The sequence below is a fragment of the Luteimonas sp. A611 genome (assembly GCF_054072715.1).
Window position 1 is genome coordinate 322,721 of the sequence record NZ_JBSVRP010000001.1, and the last position, 17,811, is coordinate 340,531.

At 71.2% G+C, this 17,811-nt stretch carries 14 protein-coding genes; 8 read left to right on the forward strand and 6 right to left on the reverse strand.

Annotated features, from left to right (window positions below; genetic code table 11):
* Positions 1-86 precede the first annotated feature (86 nt).
* The 3 genes from ACW5EG_RS01435 to ACW5EG_RS01445 all read left to right on the forward strand — a co-directional run bounded on the left by ACW5EG_RS01435 (position 87) and on the right by ACW5EG_RS01445 (position 4,698).
* A complete protein-coding gene (locus ACW5EG_RS01435; protein ID WP_457016877.1) occupies positions 87-359 on the forward strand; it encodes a YcgL domain-containing protein in 273 nt (90 codons plus the stop codon).
* On the forward strand, positions 352-3,645 hold the full coding sequence (locus ACW5EG_RS01440) for an ankyrin repeat domain-containing protein (protein WP_457020657.1): 3,294 nt from the start codon (positions 352-354) through the stop codon (positions 3,643-3,645). The genes ACW5EG_RS01435 and ACW5EG_RS01440 overlap by 8 nt, the downstream gene beginning before the upstream one ends.
* A gap of 147 nt (positions 3,646-3,792) precedes the next feature.
* Positions 3,793-4,698 carry an energy transducer TonB gene (locus ACW5EG_RS01445; RefSeq protein ID WP_457020658.1) on the forward strand — a complete coding sequence of 302 codons (906 nt, stop codon included), beginning with the start codon at positions 3,793-3,795 and terminating at the stop codon, positions 4,696-4,698.
* Between the two features lie 269 nt (positions 4,699-4,967).
* Here the strand turns inward: ACW5EG_RS01445 and rho are convergent, their stop codons facing one another.
* The gene (gene rho, locus ACW5EG_RS01450) at positions 4,968-6,758 is read right to left on the reverse strand and encodes a transcription termination factor Rho (RefSeq protein WP_457021383.1); all 1,791 of its coding nucleotides are present in this window, start codon (positions 6,756-6,758) and stop codon (positions 4,968-4,970) included.
* Positions 6,759-7,121: 363 nt separating this feature from the next.
* On the reverse strand, positions 7,122-7,448 hold the full coding sequence (gene trxA, locus ACW5EG_RS01455) for a thioredoxin TrxA (RefSeq protein ID WP_457016882.1): 327 nt from the start codon (positions 7,446-7,448) through the stop codon (positions 7,122-7,124).
* A gap of 357 nt (positions 7,449-7,805) precedes the next feature.
* On the opposite strand from trxA, the gene rhlB reads away from it, so the two are divergent.
* The 5 genes from rhlB (at position 7,806) to ung (ending at position 12,944) form a co-directional block, all read left to right on the forward strand.
* Complete coding sequence (gene rhlB / locus ACW5EG_RS01460) at positions 7,806-9,614, forward strand: ATP-dependent RNA helicase RhlB (protein ID WP_457020659.1); 1,809 nt, start codon at positions 7,806-7,808, stop codon at positions 9,612-9,614.
* A gap of 155 nt (positions 9,615-9,769) precedes the next feature.
* Entirely contained in the window at positions 9,770-10,459 is a 690-nt protein-coding gene (gene ftsE / locus ACW5EG_RS01465; RefSeq protein ID WP_457016886.1) for a cell division ATP-binding protein FtsE, read from the forward strand.
* Positions 10,452-11,399, forward strand: coding sequence for a permease-like cell division protein FtsX (ftsX, locus tag ACW5EG_RS01470; protein ID WP_457020660.1), 948 nt, complete (start codon positions 10,452-10,454; stop codon positions 11,397-11,399). The genes ftsE and ftsX overlap by 8 nt, the downstream gene beginning before the upstream one ends.
* 4 nt (positions 11,400-11,403) lie before the next feature.
* Entirely contained in the window at positions 11,404-12,249 is an 846-nt protein-coding gene (locus ACW5EG_RS01475; protein ID WP_457020661.1) for a response regulator, read from the forward strand.
* Complete coding sequence (gene ung, locus ACW5EG_RS01480; protein WP_457020662.1) at positions 12,246-12,944, forward strand: uracil-DNA glycosylase; 699 nt, start codon at positions 12,246-12,248, stop codon at positions 12,942-12,944. Before ACW5EG_RS01475 ends, ung begins: the two co-directional genes overlap by 4 nt.
* 51 nt (positions 12,945-12,995) lie before the next feature.
* On the opposite strand, the gene ACW5EG_RS01485 is transcribed toward ung, so the two are convergent.
* The 4 genes from ACW5EG_RS01485 to accC form a co-directional block, all read right to left on the reverse strand.
* Positions 12,996-13,979 carry a copper resistance protein B gene (locus ACW5EG_RS01485; RefSeq protein WP_457020663.1) on the reverse strand — a complete coding sequence of 328 codons (984 nt, stop codon included), beginning with the start codon at positions 13,977-13,979 and terminating at the stop codon, positions 12,996-12,998.
* Entirely contained in the window at positions 13,976-15,796 is a 1,821-nt protein-coding gene (locus ACW5EG_RS01490; RefSeq protein ID WP_457020664.1) for a copper resistance system multicopper oxidase, read from the reverse strand. The genes ACW5EG_RS01485 and ACW5EG_RS01490 overlap by 4 nt, the downstream gene beginning before the upstream one ends.
* A gap of 124 nt (positions 15,797-15,920) precedes the next feature.
* Positions 15,921-16,310, reverse strand: a complete 390-nt coding sequence (locus tag ACW5EG_RS01495) for a CopL family metal-binding regulatory protein (protein WP_457020665.1) — start codon at positions 16,308-16,310, stop codon at positions 15,921-15,923.
* Positions 16,311-16,433: 123 nt separating this feature from the next.
* The gene (gene accC / locus ACW5EG_RS01500) at positions 16,434-17,801 is read right to left on the reverse strand and encodes an acetyl-CoA carboxylase biotin carboxylase subunit (RefSeq protein ID WP_457020666.1); all 1,368 of its coding nucleotides are present in this window, start codon (positions 17,799-17,801) and stop codon (positions 16,434-16,436) included.
* Between the last annotated feature and the right edge of the window lie 10 nt (positions 17,802-17,811).

Consider the following 17,811-nt stretch of genomic DNA (forward strand, 5'->3'; position numbering starts at 1 on the left):
GCACGCGCATCGCCGCCTGAACACCGCGACGTTCCCCGCAGGGCCGATTTACCGCACAATTCCGCGACCTGTGACACCGCGCGGACATGCACGCCTACGTCTACAAAAGCCAGCGCCGGGCCGATACCTTTGTCTACCTGGCCGCCCACGATGATTTCGACCGTCTGCCCGAACCGCTGCGTGCCCGGCTGGGTGCGCTGCAGTTCGTGCTGGACGTGGCGCTGGTGCCCGGCCGCCGGCTGGCGCGTGGCAATGCGGACGAAGTGCGCGACAACCTGGCGCTGCATGGCTTCCACCTGCAGTTCCCGGCCGACGCGCACGCCGACCCGATGAGCGAGGACTGGGGCACCGATGCCTGAGGCCCCGCGGATCCCACCCCTGCGACAACGACGCGTCCCCGCGGCTGCCGCCGCCTTTGGCCTGGCCCTGGTGCTGGCCACCGGCTTTGGCGGCATCGTCGCGCTGCTGGCCGCACTGCTGGCCCAGCCCGCGCTGGCGCTGGCGGTGCGCGGCTGGCGCATGGACCTGCCCGCCGGGCGCGACGCCCTGCTGCGCGATGCGCGGGCGCTGCTGTCGCTGTGGACGGGTGGCCTGCTGGCGGCCGTGGTGCTGGTCGGCTGGCCGCTGGTGGAACTGCTGCGCAGCAACGGCCTGGGCGTTGTGCTGGCGCTGAGCGCGATGGCCGGCCTGTGTGTGCTCGGCCTGTGGCGCACCTGGCCGCTGTGGCACGGGCTGGAGCGCGAGGGCGGCAGCGTCGTCCGCCACTGGCAGGCGCTGGCAAAGCGCGACGCCTCGGGCTGGCACGGCGCCGCCGCCGCCGCCTGCGTGGCCGCGATCCTGGCCTGCATCGTGCTCCTGGCCTGGCCACAGCTGCTGACCGACACGGCGCGCTGGTCGCTGGCTCTGGTTTCGGCGCTGGCATGGCCGCTGCTGCACCTGCTGCTGCAGCGCCTGCCGGCCCCGATCGAAGCGGCGCGCCCGATTCCGGTGGTGGAAATGGACGGCGAGGCTACAAGCCTGCCGTCGTCGGTGCTGGACGGCGACCTCGACCGCGCGCTGTATGCCGCCGCGCGCGCTGGCCGCGTCGACCAGGCCCTGGCGCTGGTCGAGGCCGGTGCCGACGTGCGCGCGCTGCCGCTGGACGAGGATCGCGACCAGCGCGGCCTGCCGGTGCTGGCCGCGGTGCTGCCCGACCTGCGCCTGCTGCGCCTGCTGATCGCCCGCGGCGTCGACCTCAACGCCGCGCATGCGGGCCTGACTCCCCTGCTGGCCGCCACCCGCGACAGCTGGCACGGTCGCCCCGAGGCGGTGATGACCCTGCTGGCCAACGGCGCCGATCCGCGCAACGCCGACCGCGACGGCAACACCCCGCTGCACCACGCCGCGCGCAGCTCCGATCCAGGCGTCGCGGCGCTGCTGCGCGATGCCGGCTGTGCGCTGGACGTGGCCAACCACGAGGGCATGACCCCGCTGGGTGTGGCCTGCGCCGCAGGCAACTGGCGGCTTGCGCGGTTCCTGCTCGAACGCGGCGCCAGCCCGGCGATCGAGGACGGCACCCCGGCGCTGGTGGCGGCGGCCGGTGGCGACGAGGATGATCCGGCGGCCGTGCAGCTGCTGCTCCGGCACAAGGCGCGGGTCGACGCGCGCGACCGCGACGCCCGCACCGCGCTGCACGTCGCCGCTTTCCAGGGCCATGCCGGAATCGTCGCCGCGCTGCTGGACGCGGGGGCGGACGTGCATGCGCGCGACGCTGCCGGCGCCACGCCGCTGCTGGAAGCGGCGCGCGGTGGCGCCGCCAGCGTCTTCGAGGCCCTGCTCGGCGCCAAGGCCGATCCAATGGCGGTCGACGCGCAGGACCGCAACGCACTGCTGCTGGCCTGCCTGGCCGACGCGCCGTCGTCTGCCCTGGTGGGGCGCCTGCTGGAACTCGGCCTCGACCCGCAGGCCACGGCACGCGACGGCAGGCGCGCAACCGAAGTCGCGGCCGAGGCGGGCCGCTGGCGCCTGGTCGCAATGCTCGATCCGGACTACGCGCTGCCGGCCAGCGTGCGGCCCGATGCCGGCGAGGCGCCGCCCGAGCAGCGCTCGCCGCTGCTGCTGCTGCGGGAAGGCCTGGACGCAGGCCGCCACGATGACCTGGAGCGCGTCGCCGCGCTGGTGCCGCCGGCCGAGCTCGGCGGCCTGCTGACCTGCGTCGACGATCTCCCGACGCCGGCCCGCATCGACTGGCTCGCCGCCCAGGGCGCCGACCTCGAGGTCCGCGACGCGTCGGGCGAAACCGCTGTCTTCCGCCTGCTCACACGCGGCCCGGCCGCGTTGCCCGCGCTGCAGGCCCTGCTCGGCCACGGCGCCTCGCCGGCCGGCCGCGGCGGGCTGGCCCGGTTCCTTGCCGCCTGCGTCGCCGGCGACCAGGCCGGCCGCGCGCTGGAGCAGTGCGCGCTGGACCTGCTCGAGCGCGGCGCCGACCCGTTCGCGGCCTCGCCAGCCGGCGATCCGCCGCTGTCGCTGGCCGTGCACCTGGGCTGGGACCGGCTGATCGAGCGCCTGCTGGTGATCGGCGTCGACGCCGACGCCCGTGATGCGCGCGGCATGACCGCACTGCACCTGGCCGCGGCGCTGGCGCGGGAGGACGTGCTCAAGACCCTGGTGCGCCATGGCGCGGCAGTCGACGTGCGCGCACAGGACGGGCAAACGCCGCTGGGCGTGGCCCTGGCCAGCGGGCGGCGCGACTTGGCCGACTGGCTGGACTGGCGCGACTGGCCCTTGCCGCGGCGCGTGCTGCAGCCGTCCGACCTGCCTGCCGCCGCCATGGCCGGCGATGCCGACGCGGTCCGCCGCCTGATCGAACTTGGCCTGCCGGTCGACGCGGTCGACGCGCAGGGCTGCACCGGCCTGCTGCGTGCCTGCGGCGGCGGCCATCGCGCCGTGGTCGAGCTGCTGCTGTCGCGTGGCGCCAATCCGCAGCACGTCGCCCACACCGGCGCCACACCGCTGTCGGCGGCGGTCAGCATGCGCCACGGCGAGCTGGTCGACCGCCTGCTTGCCGCCAACGCCAGGCTCGAACAGCGCCTGCCCGGTGAAGTCACCGTGCTGATGCTGGCCGCCGCGCTCGGCCTGCCGGACCTGTGCGCCAAGCTGATGACCGCCGGCGCCAACGTCCACGCCACCGACGCCCAGGGCCTGACCCCGCTGCACTGCGCGGCGCTGTACGGCTTCACCGCGCGTGACCGCACGCGCCTGGTGGCCCTGTTCGACACCCTGCTGCTGGCCGGCGCCGAGGTCGACGCCTTGGCCGCCGGTGGCGTCACCCCGCTGCTGCTGCTGCTCGGCGCCCGCGCCGAACCCGGCACCGCCTGCGACGAGGATGTGCTGCTGGCGGTGCTCGAACACCTGCTCGACGAAGGCGCCATGCTCGATGCACGCGATCCGCGCGGCTTCGGCCCGCTACACCTGTCGGCGCTGCACGGCCTGCTGCTGCTCACCCGGCGCCTGCTGCGTGCCGGCGCCGACCCCGAGGCCCGCGACGCCCTCAACCGCACCCCGCGCGAGATCGCGGTGATGCGCGGCTTCGTCGATGTCGCGCACGAATACGTCCCATCCCCGGCCGGCGTGTCGATGGCGCGGTTCCTGCGCGACCGCGGCTGAAGGCACCGCCCGGACCTCTCCACTTGCGGGCGTGCGGGGGCGGGATCTACAGTCCGCCGGCAGTGCCCGAGCGGCCCGGGTAACTGCGCCGGGGCCGCGCTGCGGCGATCCGGCCTCGACGCCGCACCAGGGAGCGGGGACATGCGGATGAGACGCCATTTGTGCGGGTGCGTGCTGATGCTGTGGTTCGTGGCGGGTGCGGTGCACGCTGCCGGCGCGGCCGAGGCGCGCAGGCAGGTCGAGGCGAGCATGCTGGTGACCGGACGGGTCACCATCACGCTCGAGGGCACCGTCAGCGACTGGACCATCGACCAGCGGAACAAGCTGCCGCCGGCGGTCGCGAACGTGATCGATGCCGCCGCGCCAGGTTGGCGTTTCGAGCCGATCCTGGTCGACGGCAAGCCGGCACACGGCAGCGCCAGGATGAGCCTGCTGATGCTGGCCGAACGGGTCGACGCCCGGCGGTTCCGGGTGACGATCCGCAGCGGCTACTTCGGGCGCGAGGCGGTCCTGATGGCCGCACGCCATTCCGCGGAGCGTTCGGGCGCGGCGACGCGGGACGAGAGCGATCAACTGTCGTCGATCGAGATGAAGCCACCGGAGTATCCGGTGCAGGCGCGCTATGCCGGTGCGCATGGCGTGGTCTACGTCGTTGTCCGGGTGGACCGGTCCGGCCGGGTGCAGGACGCCGTGGCGGAGATGGTGAACCTGCGGGTGCTGGGCACCGAGCGGGAGATGGTGCAGATGCGCGAGCTGCTGGCGAAGTCGGCCCTGGTGGCCGCGCGCAAATGGACCTTCCAGCCGCCCACCCGGGGCGAGTGGGCCGACCAGGAGAGCTGGTCGGCGCGGGTTCCGGTCGACTACAGGTTTTCCGACGACGGCGAGCCCGGCTACGGGCAGTGGCAGTCCTACGTGGCCGGCCCGCGCAATCCGATCCCCTGGGAAATGGAGGGCCTGGAAGGTTTCGATATCGCACCGGATGCGCTGGTGGCGGGCGTGGTGCACCAGGTCGGGACGGGGTTGAAGCTGCTGGTTCCGCTGGAAGGCGGCTGAGCCACGTCACGCACCGGGCTTTGTCGCCCCGCCAGCATCTGCAGCTGACGCGCGCCGCGCTTGGGCCCCCGCGCCGACGAGTGCAATGGCCGGGAGCGGCGGACGGCCCGATGGTCGCGCATCGACGGACATCCATCCCGCGTGCCTGTCCGACTGAAGGGCGCCAGTGAAACGCGGGCCGGGTTTGCGGGCGCGGCATCGCGTGCAGGACCCGAGAAAACGAAAAGCCCGCAGGGCGGGCTCTTCGTCATCGCGGTCCGGTGCGGGCCTCAGCGCTTCATCGAAGCGAAGAACTCGTCGTTGGACTTGGTGCTCTTCATCTTGTCGAGCAGGAATTCCATCGCCGCGATCTCGTCCATGGGATGCAGCAGCTTGCGCAGGATCCAGATGCGCTGGAGCATGTCGGGCTCGATCAGATAGTCCTCGCGGCGGGTGCCGGAGAGGTTGACCGCGATCGCCGGGTACACGCGCTTTTCGGCGATGCGGCGGTCCAGGTGGACTTCCGAGTTGCCGGTGCCCTTGAACTCCTCGTAGATCACCTTGTCCATCGCGCTGCCGGTGTCGACCAGGGCGGTGGCGATGATGGTCAGCGAACCGCCTTCCTCGACGTTGCGCGCCGCGCCGAAGAAACGCTTCGGACGATGCAGCGCATTGGCGTCGACGCCGCCGGTCAGCACCTTGCCCGACGACGGCACCACGTTGTTGTAGGCGCGGGCCAGGCGGGTGATCGAGTCGAGCAGGATCACCACGTCCTTCTTGTGCTCGACCAGGCGCTTGGCGCGCTCGATCACCATTTCGGCGACCTGCACGTGGCGCGCGGCCGGCTCGTCGAAGGTGGAGCTGACCACTTCGCCGCGCACGGTGCGCTGCATCTCGGTCACTTCCTCGGGCCGCTCGTCCACCAGCAGCACGATCATGTGCACGTCCGGGTGGTTGCTGGTGATCGCGGTGGCGATCTGCTGCATCAGCATGGTCTTGCCGGCCTTGGGCGGCGAGACGATCAGGGCGCGCTGGCCCTTGCCCTGCGGCGCCATCAGGTCGAGGATGCGGCCCGCGATGTCCTCGGTGGACCCGTCGCCGCGCTCGAGCTTGAAGCGCTTGCGCGGGAACAGCGGGGTCAGGTTCTCGAACAGCACCTTGCCCTTGCTGGCCTCCGGCGGCTCGCCGTTGATCGTGTCGACCACGTTGAGCGCGAAGTAGCGCTCGCCGTCCTTCGGCCAGCGGATGCGGCCGGACAGGTGGTCGCCGGTGCGCAGGTTGAAGCGGCGGATCTGGCTGGGCGAGATGTAGGTGTCGTCCGGGCCGGCGAGGTAGCTCGCCTCGGCGCCGCGCAGGAAGCCGAAGCCGTCGGGCAGGATTTCCAGCACGCCGTCGGCCTGCACGCCCTCGTTGGTGCGGGTGAGCACCTTGAGCAGGGCGAAGATCACGTCCTGCTTGCGCGCGCGGGCCACGCCTTCATGGATGTTGAGCAGTTCGGCGATGTCGAACAGCTTGTGCGCGGGCATCCGCTTGAGCTCGCCCAGCGAATACTGGGGGAAGCCTTCGGGGATGTTCGGCGGCGGCATGCGGTTGGCCTGCTCGTGGCCGTTGCCGCCGTCGTCCTGCGGCAGGCCGCCGTCGCGTGGGCGGTCACCGCGCGGGCGATCGTCACCGCGCTGGCGATCGCGGCGATTGCGGAAGCGGTCGCGCTTGCTGGTGCCCTGTGCATTGGCCTGGTTGCCGCCGTTGCCGCCGCGGTTGTCCTGCTGGGGCTGGCGCTGGCCTTGGCCGGAATCCGAGGACTGGCTCTCGCCGCCGCTCTGCGTGGGCTGGGCGCCACCGCCCTGTGCGGGCTGGCTGGACTGGCTGGGCTGCGAGGGCTGGGAGGGCTGGGAGGGCTGGGAGGGCTGACTCGGCTGGCCTTCCGGGGTCTCGCTTCGCGCAGGCTGCCTGGCCGCAGCCGGTTCCGGCGCAGCGGGCCTGGGCTCGGCGGGCGCCGGGGTCGACTCGAACAGCGTCGGCGCGTCGGCGTCGGCGGATTTAGCGGGCTTCTTGGTGGCGCGCGAAGCGGTCTTGCGCACGCGCTTGACGGCGGTATCGCCGGCGTCGGGGGTTTGGTCGGACAAGTGAGAGTTCCTCGCTCGGTGCGAGCGCCCTGAAGCGGGCGGGATGGTGAGGGGAGTCGTGCAGACGGGGTGCGGCGCCCAATTCAACGCCGGATGCGGCCAAACTAACACCAGACGGCGGACGTCGGCAAGCGGTCTGGCAGGACCTCGTTCATGCGCGCCGGCTGGCGACGCATCGGGTGATGGGCGGAGGGTGGGTCCACCGGGCAGGCCAGAGGGGCGCACGGCCCAGGGGCAACGGCCAGGCTCCTGCATGCGGAGCGGGCCCGCGGCCGCCAGTGGGCAGACGCGGACGCGGGCCGATTCAGACGGTCCTGGTCAGACCGCCTTGTCGATCATCTGCGCCAGCTGCGGCTTGCCGACGGCGCCGATCTGGGTCGCCTGCACCTGGCCGTCCTTGAACAGCAGCAGCATCGGGATCGAGCGGACGTGGTACTTGAGGGCGGTGGCGCGGTTCTCGTCCACGTTGACCTTGGCGATCTTCACCTTGCCGGCGTACTCGCTGGCCAGCTCGTCCAGGGCGGGGGCGATCATCTTGCACGGCCCGCACCAGGGCGCCCAGAAATCGACCAGCACCGGCTCGGCGGACTGCAGCACGGTGGCATCGAAATCGGCGTCGGTGGCATGGATGACGTGTTCGCTCACGGAAAGGCTCCTGGGGTAGGGGGCGGGCCAGCAGGGCGGCCGCGGATGGATGCTAAACTTGGGCGATTCGCGGCCCGAATCAAGGCCACCGTACGGAAAACCCCGGTCGCCCCACGCGGCCATGGTCCGCGAGTCTCCGGGAACCGCGCCTGACGGCGTCATCCCGTTTCCCAGGCAGTCTGCGATGCGGGCGCCGCCCACGCAAGCACCAGAGCGTGTCATGCAGCTTGAACGTATTCCCTGCCCGTTTGGGTCGCCGCAAAGCGGCGAATCGCCCCGCATTGCGGCGACCCAAGCGGACCGGGAGTCGCTTCGGAGCACACGGCATGCGCTGGCGCCGCACACAAGATCCCATACATGAGCGATAAGCCACTTACCGACATCACCTTCTCCTCCTTCGATCTCCATCCGCGGCTGCAGGCCGGGCTCGAGACCGCAGGCTTCACGCGCCTCACGCCGATCCAGGCGCTGACCCTCCCGGTCGCACTGCCCGGGGGCGATGTCGCTGGCCAGGCCCAGACCGGCACGGGCAAGACGCTGGCCTTCCTGGTGGCGGTGATGAACCGCCTGCTGACGCGCCCGGCGCTGGCCGACCGCAAGCCCGAGGACCCGCGCGCGCTGATCCTGGCGCCCACCCGCGAACTTGCGATCCAGATCCACAAGGACGCGGTGAAGTTCGGCCCCGAGCTGGGCCTGCGCTTCGCCCTGGTCTACGGCGGCGTCGACTACGACAAGCAGCGCCAGCTGCTGCAGGAGGGCGTGGACGTCATCATCGCCACCCCGGGCCGGCTGATCGACTACGTCAAGCAGCACAAGGTGGTCAGCCTCCACGCCTGCGAGATCTGCGTGCTGGACGAGGCCGACCGCATGTTCGACCTCGGCTTCATCAAGGACATCCGCTTCCTGCTGCGGCGCATGCCGGTGCGCACCGAGCGCCAGACGCTGCTGTTCTCGGCCACGCTGAGCCATCGCGTGCTCGAGCTCGCCTACGAGCACATGAACGAGCCGCAGAAAATGGTGGTCGAGACCGAGACCATCACCGCCGCGCTGGTGCGCCAGAAGCTCTACTACCCCTCCGACGAAGAGAAGCTGCCGCTGCTGCTGGGCCTGCTCTCGCGCGGCGAGGGTGCCCGCACCTTGGTGTTTGTGAACACCAAGGTGTTCGTCGAGCGCGTGGCCCGTGCGCTGGAACGCGCTGGCTACCGCGTGGGCGTGCTGTCGGGCGACGTGCCGCAGAAGAAGCGCGAGTCGCTGCTGAAGAAGTTCCAGGCCGGCCAGCTCGAGATCCTGGTCGCCACCGACGTCGCCGCCCGCGGCCTGCACATCGATGGCGTGAAGTACGTCTACAACTACGACCTGCCGTTCGATGCCGAAGACTACGTGCACCGCATCGGCCGCACCGCGCGGCTGGGCGAAGAGGGCGACGCGATCAGCTTCGCCTGCGAGCGCTACGCGATCGGCCTGCCGGACATCGAGGCCTTCATCGAGCAGAGGATTCCGTCCGAGCCGGTGACGCCGGAGCTGCTGGTGCCGCAGCCGCGCACGCCGCGGGCCGGTGCCGCTGTCGAGGCGGCTGACAACGAGGACGGCGACAGCATCAACGAGATCTACCGCGAGGTGCGCGAGGCGCGCGCGGTCGAGGATGCCAAGCGCGGCGGTGGCCGCGGTGGTCGCAGTGGCGCAGGCGGCCCGGCCGGTGCCCGTGGGCCACGTGCCGGCGCCGCTGGCGGCGAGCGCGCCCGGCCTCCCCGCCAGCCGCGGGTGAAGCCCGAGGGCGAACCGGTTGCCGTTGCCGGACCAGCGTCGGTGAGTGAGTCCGCGCCGGTCGTGGCTGCTGCGCCGGATGAGGCGGTGGCCAAGCCGGTGATCGATGTCGCCGCCACGGTGGCCGCGGCCATGCCGGATGAGTCGCGTCCCCCGCGCAAGCGCCGTCGGCGTCGTGGCGGCAAGCGCCTCGCCGGTGCCGAAGACACGGCGACCAATGGCAATGGGCAGGACAACCCCGGCCAGCCCAAGGCGCGCGAAGCCAGGCCGGCGCCTGCGGCGCGTCCGCAGTCCGGCTCGCGACAGGCCGACGCATCGACCGCGCAGGAACCATCGCTGTTCTCGCGCATCGGCACGCGGCTGCGCAAGCTCGTCACCCGCGCACCGCACAACCAGCATTGAGTGACGCGGCCTGCCGGCGCGTGCGCGCCGGCAGGCTCTCGCGCGCCGGATGACGGAGCGCGCGGTCCCGCTTCGGCGGCAGCCCTTCGGCTTCGATTGCAAAGGCCGCAGTGGGTCCGATTCGGCCCGTGCGAGTTCTGCGATACTCCCTCGCCATGGTCGTCCTGCGTTTTGACAGCGTCAGCAAGCAGTACTCCGGTGGGCGCGTTGCGCTTGCCGAGGTCAGTTTCGACGTGGCCGCCGGCGAGATGCTGTTCCTCACCGGGCACTCGGGCGCCGGCAAGAGCACCCTGCTCAAGCTGATCCACCTCGCCGAGCGGCCCAGCCGCGGCGCGGTGCTGTTCAACGACCGCAACCTGCTCAAGATGCGCGGGCGGCGCGTGGCGCTGCACCGGCGCGAGGTCGGCGTGGTGTTCCAGGATCACCGCCTGCTCACCGACCGCAGCGTGTTCGACAACATCGCGCTGCCGCTGATCCTGCGTGGCCTGCGCCGCGGCGAGATCGGCAAGCGCGTGCGCAACGTGCTTGAACGGCTGGGCCTGGGCGACCGCGAGCGCGCGCTGCCCACGCAGCTGTCGGCCGGCGAGCAGCAGCGCGTGGGCATCGCCCGCGCCGTCGTGGCCGAGCCGCGGCTGCTGGTTGCCGACGAACCCACCGGCAACCTCGACCCGACCCTGTCGTCGGAGATCATGGCGCTGTTCGCCTCGCTGCCCGAGCGCGGCACCAGCGTGCTGGTGGCCAGCCACGACCTCGGCCTGGTCAAGCGCATGCGCAAGCGCGTGCTGGTGCTCGACCACGGGCGCCTGGTCGACGACATCGCGCCCGAGGACCTGGCCGATGAGTGAGGCCAACGTGCGCGGCGCCGGCTCCGCGTCGCAGGTCGGGACCTGGTTCGACCATCATTCCTACAGCCTTGTCGCCAGCCTGGGGCGCGTGTTCCGCAAGCCGTGGGCGGCGCTGCTGACCGTGTCGGTGATGGCGCTGGCGCTGGCCCTGCCGCTGGGACTGTGGCTGGTGCTGGGCAATGTCGAACGGCTGGCGGGCAACGTCGAACGCTCGCGCGAAATCAGCGTGTTCCTCAAGCAGGATGTCGATGCCGCGCGCGCTGGCGCGCTGGCGGATGAGCTGCGTGCGCGTGCCAACATCGGCGGCGTGGTCCATGTCACCCCGGGCCAGGGGCTTGCCTCGCTGCGCGAAGGTGGCGCGCTGGCGGGCATCGTCGACGCGGTGGGCGAGGACAATCCGCTGCCGCACGTGCTGGTGGTGACGCCGGCGGGCGACGAGCTGATGGTGGCCACGTCGCTGGAGCAGCTGCCCGAGGCCGAGCTGGTGCAGCACGACGTGCAGTGGCGCGAGCGCCTCGACACCTGGCTGCGCTTCGGCACGCGCGTGTCGTGGGTGCTGGCGGCGTTGCTGGGGCTGGGCGCGCTGCTGGTGGTGGGCAATACGGTGCGCCTGGACATCCAGTCGCGGCGCGAGGAGATCGGCGTGCTGCAGCTGCTCGGCGCCACCGACGGCTTCATCCGGCGGCCGTTCCTGTACCTGGGCGCGTGGTACGGCGTGGCGTCCGGCGGCCTGGCGCTCGCGCTGCTGGCCACGGCCGGACTGGCGCTGCGCGAACCCCTGGCCGGGCTGGCCGCCAGCTACGGCAGCAGCTTCGCGCTGTCCGCGATCAACCCGCCGTGGGCGCTCGCCGTGATCGGCGGTTCGACCCTGCTCGGCTGGCTCGGCGCGGGTCTCGTGGCCGGCCATTTCCTGCGCCAGACGCGCCCCACCGGAATCTGAGCGCATGATCCAGCACGACCTTCGACACCTCGAATCCGACAGCCCGCGTGTACTGGTCGTCGACGGCTCCAGGCTGGTACGCAAGCTGATCCATGCAGTGCTGGTGAAGGAGCTGCCGGGCGTGCAGGTGGTCGAGGGCGGCAGCCTGGCCGATGCGCGCGCGCTGCTGGCCGGCGAGCCGATCGACCTGGTCACCACCGCGCTGGTACTGCCCGATGGCGACGGCCTGCAGGTCGCGCGCGCGGTGCGCGAGGCCGACAGCCAGCGCTACGTGCCGGTGATCGTGATCTCCGGCGACGTGCAGTCGCACCTGGAGGACCGGCGCTTCACCGAGGACGTCACCGACTATTTCGACAAGGCGCTGGGCCACAACGCGCTGGCTGCCTTCATCCGCGGCTACGTGCAGCCGCAGCCGATCCCCGACGCGCACGTGCTCTACATCGAGGACAGCCGCACGGTGGCGGTGGCGATCCGGCGCATGCTCGAGGCGCACCAGATGCGCGTTACCCACGTCACCACCGCCGAGGATGCGATCGCCTACCTCGAAGCCTATGCCGGCACCGAGGGTGCGCCCGGCGCCGACCTGGTGTTGACCGACCTCTACCTCAAGGGCGAGCTCGACGGCCGCGACGTGTTGAACAAGGTGCGCAACGGCCTGGGCTACGGCAAGCGGCGGCTGCCGGTGCTGGTGATGACCGGCGACGACAACCGCGCCAACCAGGCCACGTTGCTGCGCCACGGCGCCAACGACCTGGTGCTCAAGCCGATCGAGGAACGCCTGCTGGCGACCAAGGCGCTGTTCCAGCTGCGGCTGTCGCGCCTGCCGACGTCGCCCGCGCAGCAGCCATGAGCGAAGCCGAAGTGCAGCTGGAGCCTTCCTGGAAGGCGCGCGTGGGCGACTGGTTCGCGCGCGAGGACATGCAGTCGCTGTCGGCCTTCCTGCGCCAGCGCAAGGCGGCCGGCGTGCGCATCTATCCGCCTGGGCCGCGGATCTTCGCGGCGTTCGAGGCCACGCCGTTCGAGGCGGTGAAGGTGGTCGTGCTTGGCCAGGATCCCTACCACGGCCCTGGCCAGGCGCATGGGCTGTGCTTCGCGGTGCCGCCGGGCGTGCCGGTGCCGCCGTCGCTGCGGAACATGTACAAGGAACTGGAGCGCGACCTGGGCATCGCGCCGCCCGACCACGGCTGGCTGATGCCGTGGGCGCGCCAGGGCGTGCTGCTGCTCAACGCGGTGCTGACCGTCGAGGAAGGCCGCGCCGGCTCTCACCAGGGCAAGGGCTGGGAAGGTTTCACCGACCATGTGGTCGACGTGCTCAACCGCGAGCGCGAAGGCCTGGTGTTCATGCTCTGGGGCAGCTACGCGCAGGCCAAGGGCAAGGTCATCGACACGCAGCGCCACCGCGTGCTGCGCACGACGCACCCGTCGCCGCTGTCAGCGCATCGCGGCTTTCTGGGCTGCGGCCATTTTTCGGCCGCCAATCAATACCTCACGCGCCGCGGCGTGACCCCGATCGACTGGGCACTGCCGCCGCTCGCGGCGCTGTAGGAGCGGCTTCAGCCGCGATGGATGTCGACGACCCGATGCACCGTCGACTGCCTAGAACCAGAACCGCACGCCCGCCACCAGCCGCGTATCGCGCGCGGCCTCGCCGGCGTCTTCGTGATACCGCGCGGTGCGACCGAAGCTGCGCTCGTGCGCGATGCCGAGGTAGGGCGCGAACCTGCGCGTGAGCTCGTAGCGCAGGCGCAAGCCGGCCTCCGCTTTCGACAGGCCGCTGCCGGTGAGTCGCGCCGGGTCGTCACTGGAATGCAGCTCCAGCTCCAGCAGCGGCTGCAGGACCAGCCGGTTGCTGAAGCGCATGTCGTACTCGGCCTCGAGCTTGGCGGCGACACCGCCGCCGTCGCCGACATACGCCAGCGCCGAGACCTCGAACATGTACGGCGCGATCCCCTGCACGCCAAACGCCGCGCGTGTACGAGACGTCCCCGGATCGAAGTCATGGCGCACGCCGGCAACGGCGTCCCACCAGCGTGCGACCGCGCGTGACCAGCGAAGCTCGGCATTCGCCGAGCTGGTCCTGCCGGCGCTGCGGCTGCCGCTGCTGCGCAGCCAGACGCGATGGATGTCGCCTCCGGTCGATGCGCTGCCTTCCCAGGCCTGGCCGCTGGCATCGTCGCCATCCCAGGCTTCGAAGCGGTTGAAGGTCACCCGCGTGTAGGTCGCAGGGCCGTGTTCCATGTGGTCCTGCGACAGCATGGGGAACGCGGCGGCGCGGTTGGCGTCGGTCAGCGCGGGGATGGGATCGCGCGGTGCCTGCTCACCGGGGGCGCCAGGCGTGCAGTGGCCCATCGCCGCGTGTTCGGGGGTGCAGCCGTGCGCGGCATGTGCCTGTGGTGCAGACGTATTCGCTGGCGATCGGCAATGCCCCATCGCAGCGTGTTCCGGCGAGCATGTGGAAGCGGCTTCCGCCGCCTGCGGACGCACATGTTGCTGCGGCGGATGCGCGTGCTGCGCGAGTGCGCTGCAGGGCAGGCCGAGCGCCAGCAGCAGGCCTGCCGTGCGGTAGTGATGCCGGCTCATGCGCCTTCCTCCACGCGCACTTCGCGCATCATCCCCGCGTCCATGTGATAGAGCAGGTGGCAGTGGTAGGCCCAGCGGCCGAGCGCGTCGGCACGCACGCGGTAGCTGCGCCTGGTGCCGGGCGGCATGTCGATGGTGTGCTTGCGCACCATGAAGTTGCCGTCGGCATCCTCGAGGTCGCTCCACATCCCGTGCAGGTGGATCGGGTGCTGCATCATCGTGTCGTTGACCAGCACGATGCGCATGCGCTCGCCGTAGTTCAGGCGCAGCGGTTCGGCGCTGGCGAAGGGGATGCCGTCGAAGGACCAGGCAAACTTCTCCATGTGGCCGGTCAGGTGCAGCTCGACGGTGCGGCCCGGGTCGCGGCCGTCGGGATCATCGAACACGCTCTTCAGGTCGGCGTAGGTCAGCACCCGGCGACCGTTGTCGCGCAGGCCGATGCCCGGATCGTCGAGCTTGGGCGCCGGCGCCATGGTCTGCATGTCGACCAGCGGGTTGCCCGATTCGCTGGCCGGATGCGACTGCATGCCGCCGCCGTCGCCAAGTCCGGCGTGCGCGTCATGCGCGGATGGCGCGTGCATGGTGGCGCCGCAGCCGCCCTCGGCCGCCATCTTCGCGCCGCAGCCGCCTTCCATGCCCTTGTGCGCGCCGTGTCCGCCGTGGCCCATGTCGTCCATCGTCAGCCGCGGTCGCGGATCGAGCGCAGGCACAGGTGCCTGCAGCCCCGCGCGCAGCGCCAGCGTGCCGCGCGCGTGGCCGGTGCGGCCCATGTCCTGGGCGAAGATGGTCCAGGCGTCCTGGCCGGACGGCTCGACGATCACGTCGTAGGTTTCGGCAGCGCCCATGCGCAGCTCGTCCACGCTCACCGGGTGCACGTACTGGCCGTCGGCGGCGACCACGGTCATCTTCAAACCCGGGATGCGCACGTCGAAATGCGTCATCGCCGAGGCGTTGATCAGGCGCAGCAGCACCTTTTCGCCGGGACGGAATTCGCCGGTCCAGTTGCCGGCCGGGGTAACGCCGTTCATCAGGTAGGTGTAGGTGTGCGCGTTGACGTCGGACAGGTCGCTGGGCGTCATCCGCATCGCGCCCCAGGCCCTGCGGTCGGCGAGCGTGGCGGCCAGTCCGTCGCGGCGCGCGTCGCGGAAGAAGTCGGCGACGGTGGGCTTGTACCAGTTGTCGTGGTGCGGTGCCTTCTTCAGGCGTGCGAACAGGGCTTCCGGGGCGAGGTCGGTCCAGTCCGACAGCAGCACCACGTGCTCGCGGTCCCAGTGGTAGGGCGCCGGCTCGCGCGGATCGACGATGATCGCGCCGTACAGCCCGGCCTGCTCCTGGTGCAGGGAATGGCTGTGGTACCAGTAGCTGCCGGACTGCTTGAGCGTGAAGCGATACAGGTACGACTCGCCGGGCATGATGCCGTCGAAGCTCATGCCCGGCACGCCATCCATGTTCGAGGGCAGCAGGATGCCGTGCCAGTGGATCGAGGTCGGCACGCCGCGCAGGTGGTTGCTCACGCGCAGGGTCACGGTGTCGCCCTCGCGCCAGCGCAGCAGCGGCGCGGGCAGGCTGCCGTTGACGGTGATCGCGGGTCGCGCGCGGCCGGTGAAGTCGACCACCGAGGTGCCGATGTCGAGCTGGAAGCCGGTGCCGGACAGGACGTTGCCGGGCCGCGCATGGAGGCTGTCGCGTGCATGCGCGGGCACGCGTAGCGCGCCCGTGGCCAGCGCCGCGCCGCCCAGCAGCAGGCCCTGCACGAATCGCCTGCGGGCAGGCGAGGGCTTCGTCGCCGCGTCGAGGTGGGGACTGGTATGGATCATGGTGTGCTCCACGGCGGACACGCTGCAGCGTCCGCACGTTGATCGAATCGGGAAGGCCAGGACGCGCGGCCGGGTGTGGGCACGCGCATGTTCCGGGCCGCCATGGCGGCGGCGATCAGGGCGATCAGGCGATGGGTGGACGCAGCAGCGGCGCGGCGTGCACGGCGTCGACCTGGGCGTCTGCGACCAGGGCAGGCAGCCAGGCGATGCGGCAATCCGCCAGCAGTGGCGCGGCCGGGACCACGGCGATGCCGTGCTGCAAGCACAGGTCGAGGCAACGTTCGAGACAATTCTCGTCAGGCGTCGGCGCAACCGGCTCGGGCGCCATGTCGGCCGCGTTGCGCATGGTGTGGCAGTCGGCGTCGGCGGGGCGAGGTGTCGCCTCGTCTCCGCCGGCCACCGCGGCCTGCGCACCGGCTTGCGTCATCGCCAGGTGCGTCGCCGCGACCGCCGGGCCGAGGGTGTCGACCAGCAGGCACAGGCACAGCAGCAGACGGAGCAGGGGTCGCAGCACGGTGGCGTGGCGGGGGCGCCTGGAAACGGTCGCAGCAGGATAGCGCAGCGTGCCGCACGGCTCCGCGCGGCGGGGACAGCGGAGCCGCGTGCGCTGCCGGCGCGGTGCATTCGCCGACCGGCCTCAGCCGATCGACAGCGCCTTGTCCTTGCGCTCGGCCAGGCGTTTTTCGAGGTAGTGGATGTTCTGGCCACCGGCCTGGAAACCGGCGTCGGCCATGATCCGCTGCTGCAGCGGGATGTTGGTGCGGATGCCGTCCACCACCATCTCGCTCAGCGCCACGCGCATGCGCGCGATCGCCTGGTCGCGGTCGGCGCCGTGCACGATCAGCTTGCCGATCATCGAGTCGTAGTTGGGCGGGACCGTGTAGCCCTCGTAGATGTGCGAGTCCACGCGCACGCCCGGGCCGCCGGGCGAGTGGAAGTGCTGGATCAGGCCGGGCGAGGGCAGGAAGGTGTCCGGGTCCTCGGCGTTGATGCGGCATTCGATCGAATGACCGCGCAGCACCACGTCCTCCTGGCGGATCGAGAGCTTCTCCCCGGAGGCGATCTTGAGCTGCTCGCGGATCAGGTCGATGCCGGTCACCAGTTCGGTCACCGGATGCTCCACCTGGATGCGGGTGTTCATCTCGATGAAGTAGAAGCGGCCGTCCTCGTACAGGAACTCGAACGTGCCCGCGCCGCGGTAGCCGATGCGGATGCAGGCTTCCACGCAGACGCGGCCGATCTCCACGCGCTGCGCCTCGCTGATGCCCGGTGCCGGCGCTTCCTCGACCACCTTCTGGTGGCGTCGCTGCATCGAGCAGTCGCGCTCGCCGAGGTGGATGGCGCCGCCCTGGCCGTCGGCCAGCACCTGGATCTCCACGTGGCGCGGGTTTTCCAGGAACTTCTCCATGTAGACCATGTCGTTGCCGAACGCGGCCTTGGCCTCGGTCTTGGTCGTGGTCACGGCATTGGCGAGCGCGGCTTCGGTATGCACCACGCGCATGCCGCGGCCGCCGCCGCCGCCGGCGGCCTTGACGATGACCGGGTAGCCGATCTCCGCGGCGATCTTCTGGTTGGTCGGGACGTCGTCGCCCAGCGGGCCGCCGCTGCCGGGCACGCAGGGCACGCCCGCCTCCTTCATCGCGCGGATCGCCTCGACCTTGTCGCCCATCAGGCGGATGGTCTCAGGCCTGGGGCCGATGAAGATGAAGCCCGACTGCTCCACGCGTTCGGCGAAGTCGGCGTTCTCGCTGAGGAAGCCGTAGCCGGGATGGATCGCCTGCGCGTCGGTGACTTCGGCCGCGGAGATGATCGCGGGCATGTCGAGGTAGCTGCGGTTGGACGGCGCCGGACCGATGCAGACCGATTCGTCGGCCATCGCCACGTGCTTGAGGTTGCGGTCGACGGTGGAATGCACCGCGACCGTGCGGATGCCCAGCGCGTGGCAGGCGCGCAGGATGCGCAGCGCGATCTCGCCGCGGTTGGCGATGACTACTTTATCGAGCATGTTCTGGTCT

Coding starts and splice junctions, on each gene's coding strand:
- ACW5EG_RS01435 (WP_457016877.1), top strand. CDS start 87: ATGCACGCCTACGTCTACAAAAGCCAGCGCCGGGCCGATACCTTTGTC.
- ACW5EG_RS01475 (WP_457020661.1), top strand. CDS start 11,404: ATGATCCAGCACGACCTTCGACACCTCGAATCCGACAGCCCGCGTGTA.
- ACW5EG_RS01485 (WP_457020663.1), bottom strand. CDS start 13,979: ATGAGCCGGCATCACTACCGCACGGCAGGCCTGCTGCTGGCGCTCGGC.
- ung (WP_457020662.1), top strand. CDS start 12,246: ATGAGCGAAGCCGAAGTGCAGCTGGAGCCTTCCTGGAAGGCGCGCGTG.
- accC (WP_457020666.1), bottom strand. CDS start 17,801: ATGCTCGATAAAGTAGTCATCGCCAACCGCGGCGAGATCGCGCTGCGC.
- ACW5EG_RS01445 (WP_457020658.1), top strand. CDS start 3,793: ATGAGACGCCATTTGTGCGGGTGCGTGCTGATGCTGTGGTTCGTGGCG.
- ftsX (WP_457020660.1), top strand. CDS start 10,452: ATGAGTGAGGCCAACGTGCGCGGCGCCGGCTCCGCGTCGCAGGTCGGG.
- ACW5EG_RS01490 (WP_457020664.1), bottom strand. CDS start 15,796: ATGATCCATACCAGTCCCCACCTCGACGCGGCGACGAAGCCCTCGCCT.
- ftsE (WP_457016886.1), top strand. CDS start 9,770: ATGGTCGTCCTGCGTTTTGACAGCGTCAGCAAGCAGTACTCCGGTGGG.
- rhlB (WP_457020659.1), top strand. CDS start 7,806: ATGAGCGATAAGCCACTTACCGACATCACCTTCTCCTCCTTCGATCTC.
- ACW5EG_RS01440 (WP_457020657.1), top strand. CDS start 352: ATGCCTGAGGCCCCGCGGATCCCACCCCTGCGACAACGACGCGTCCCC.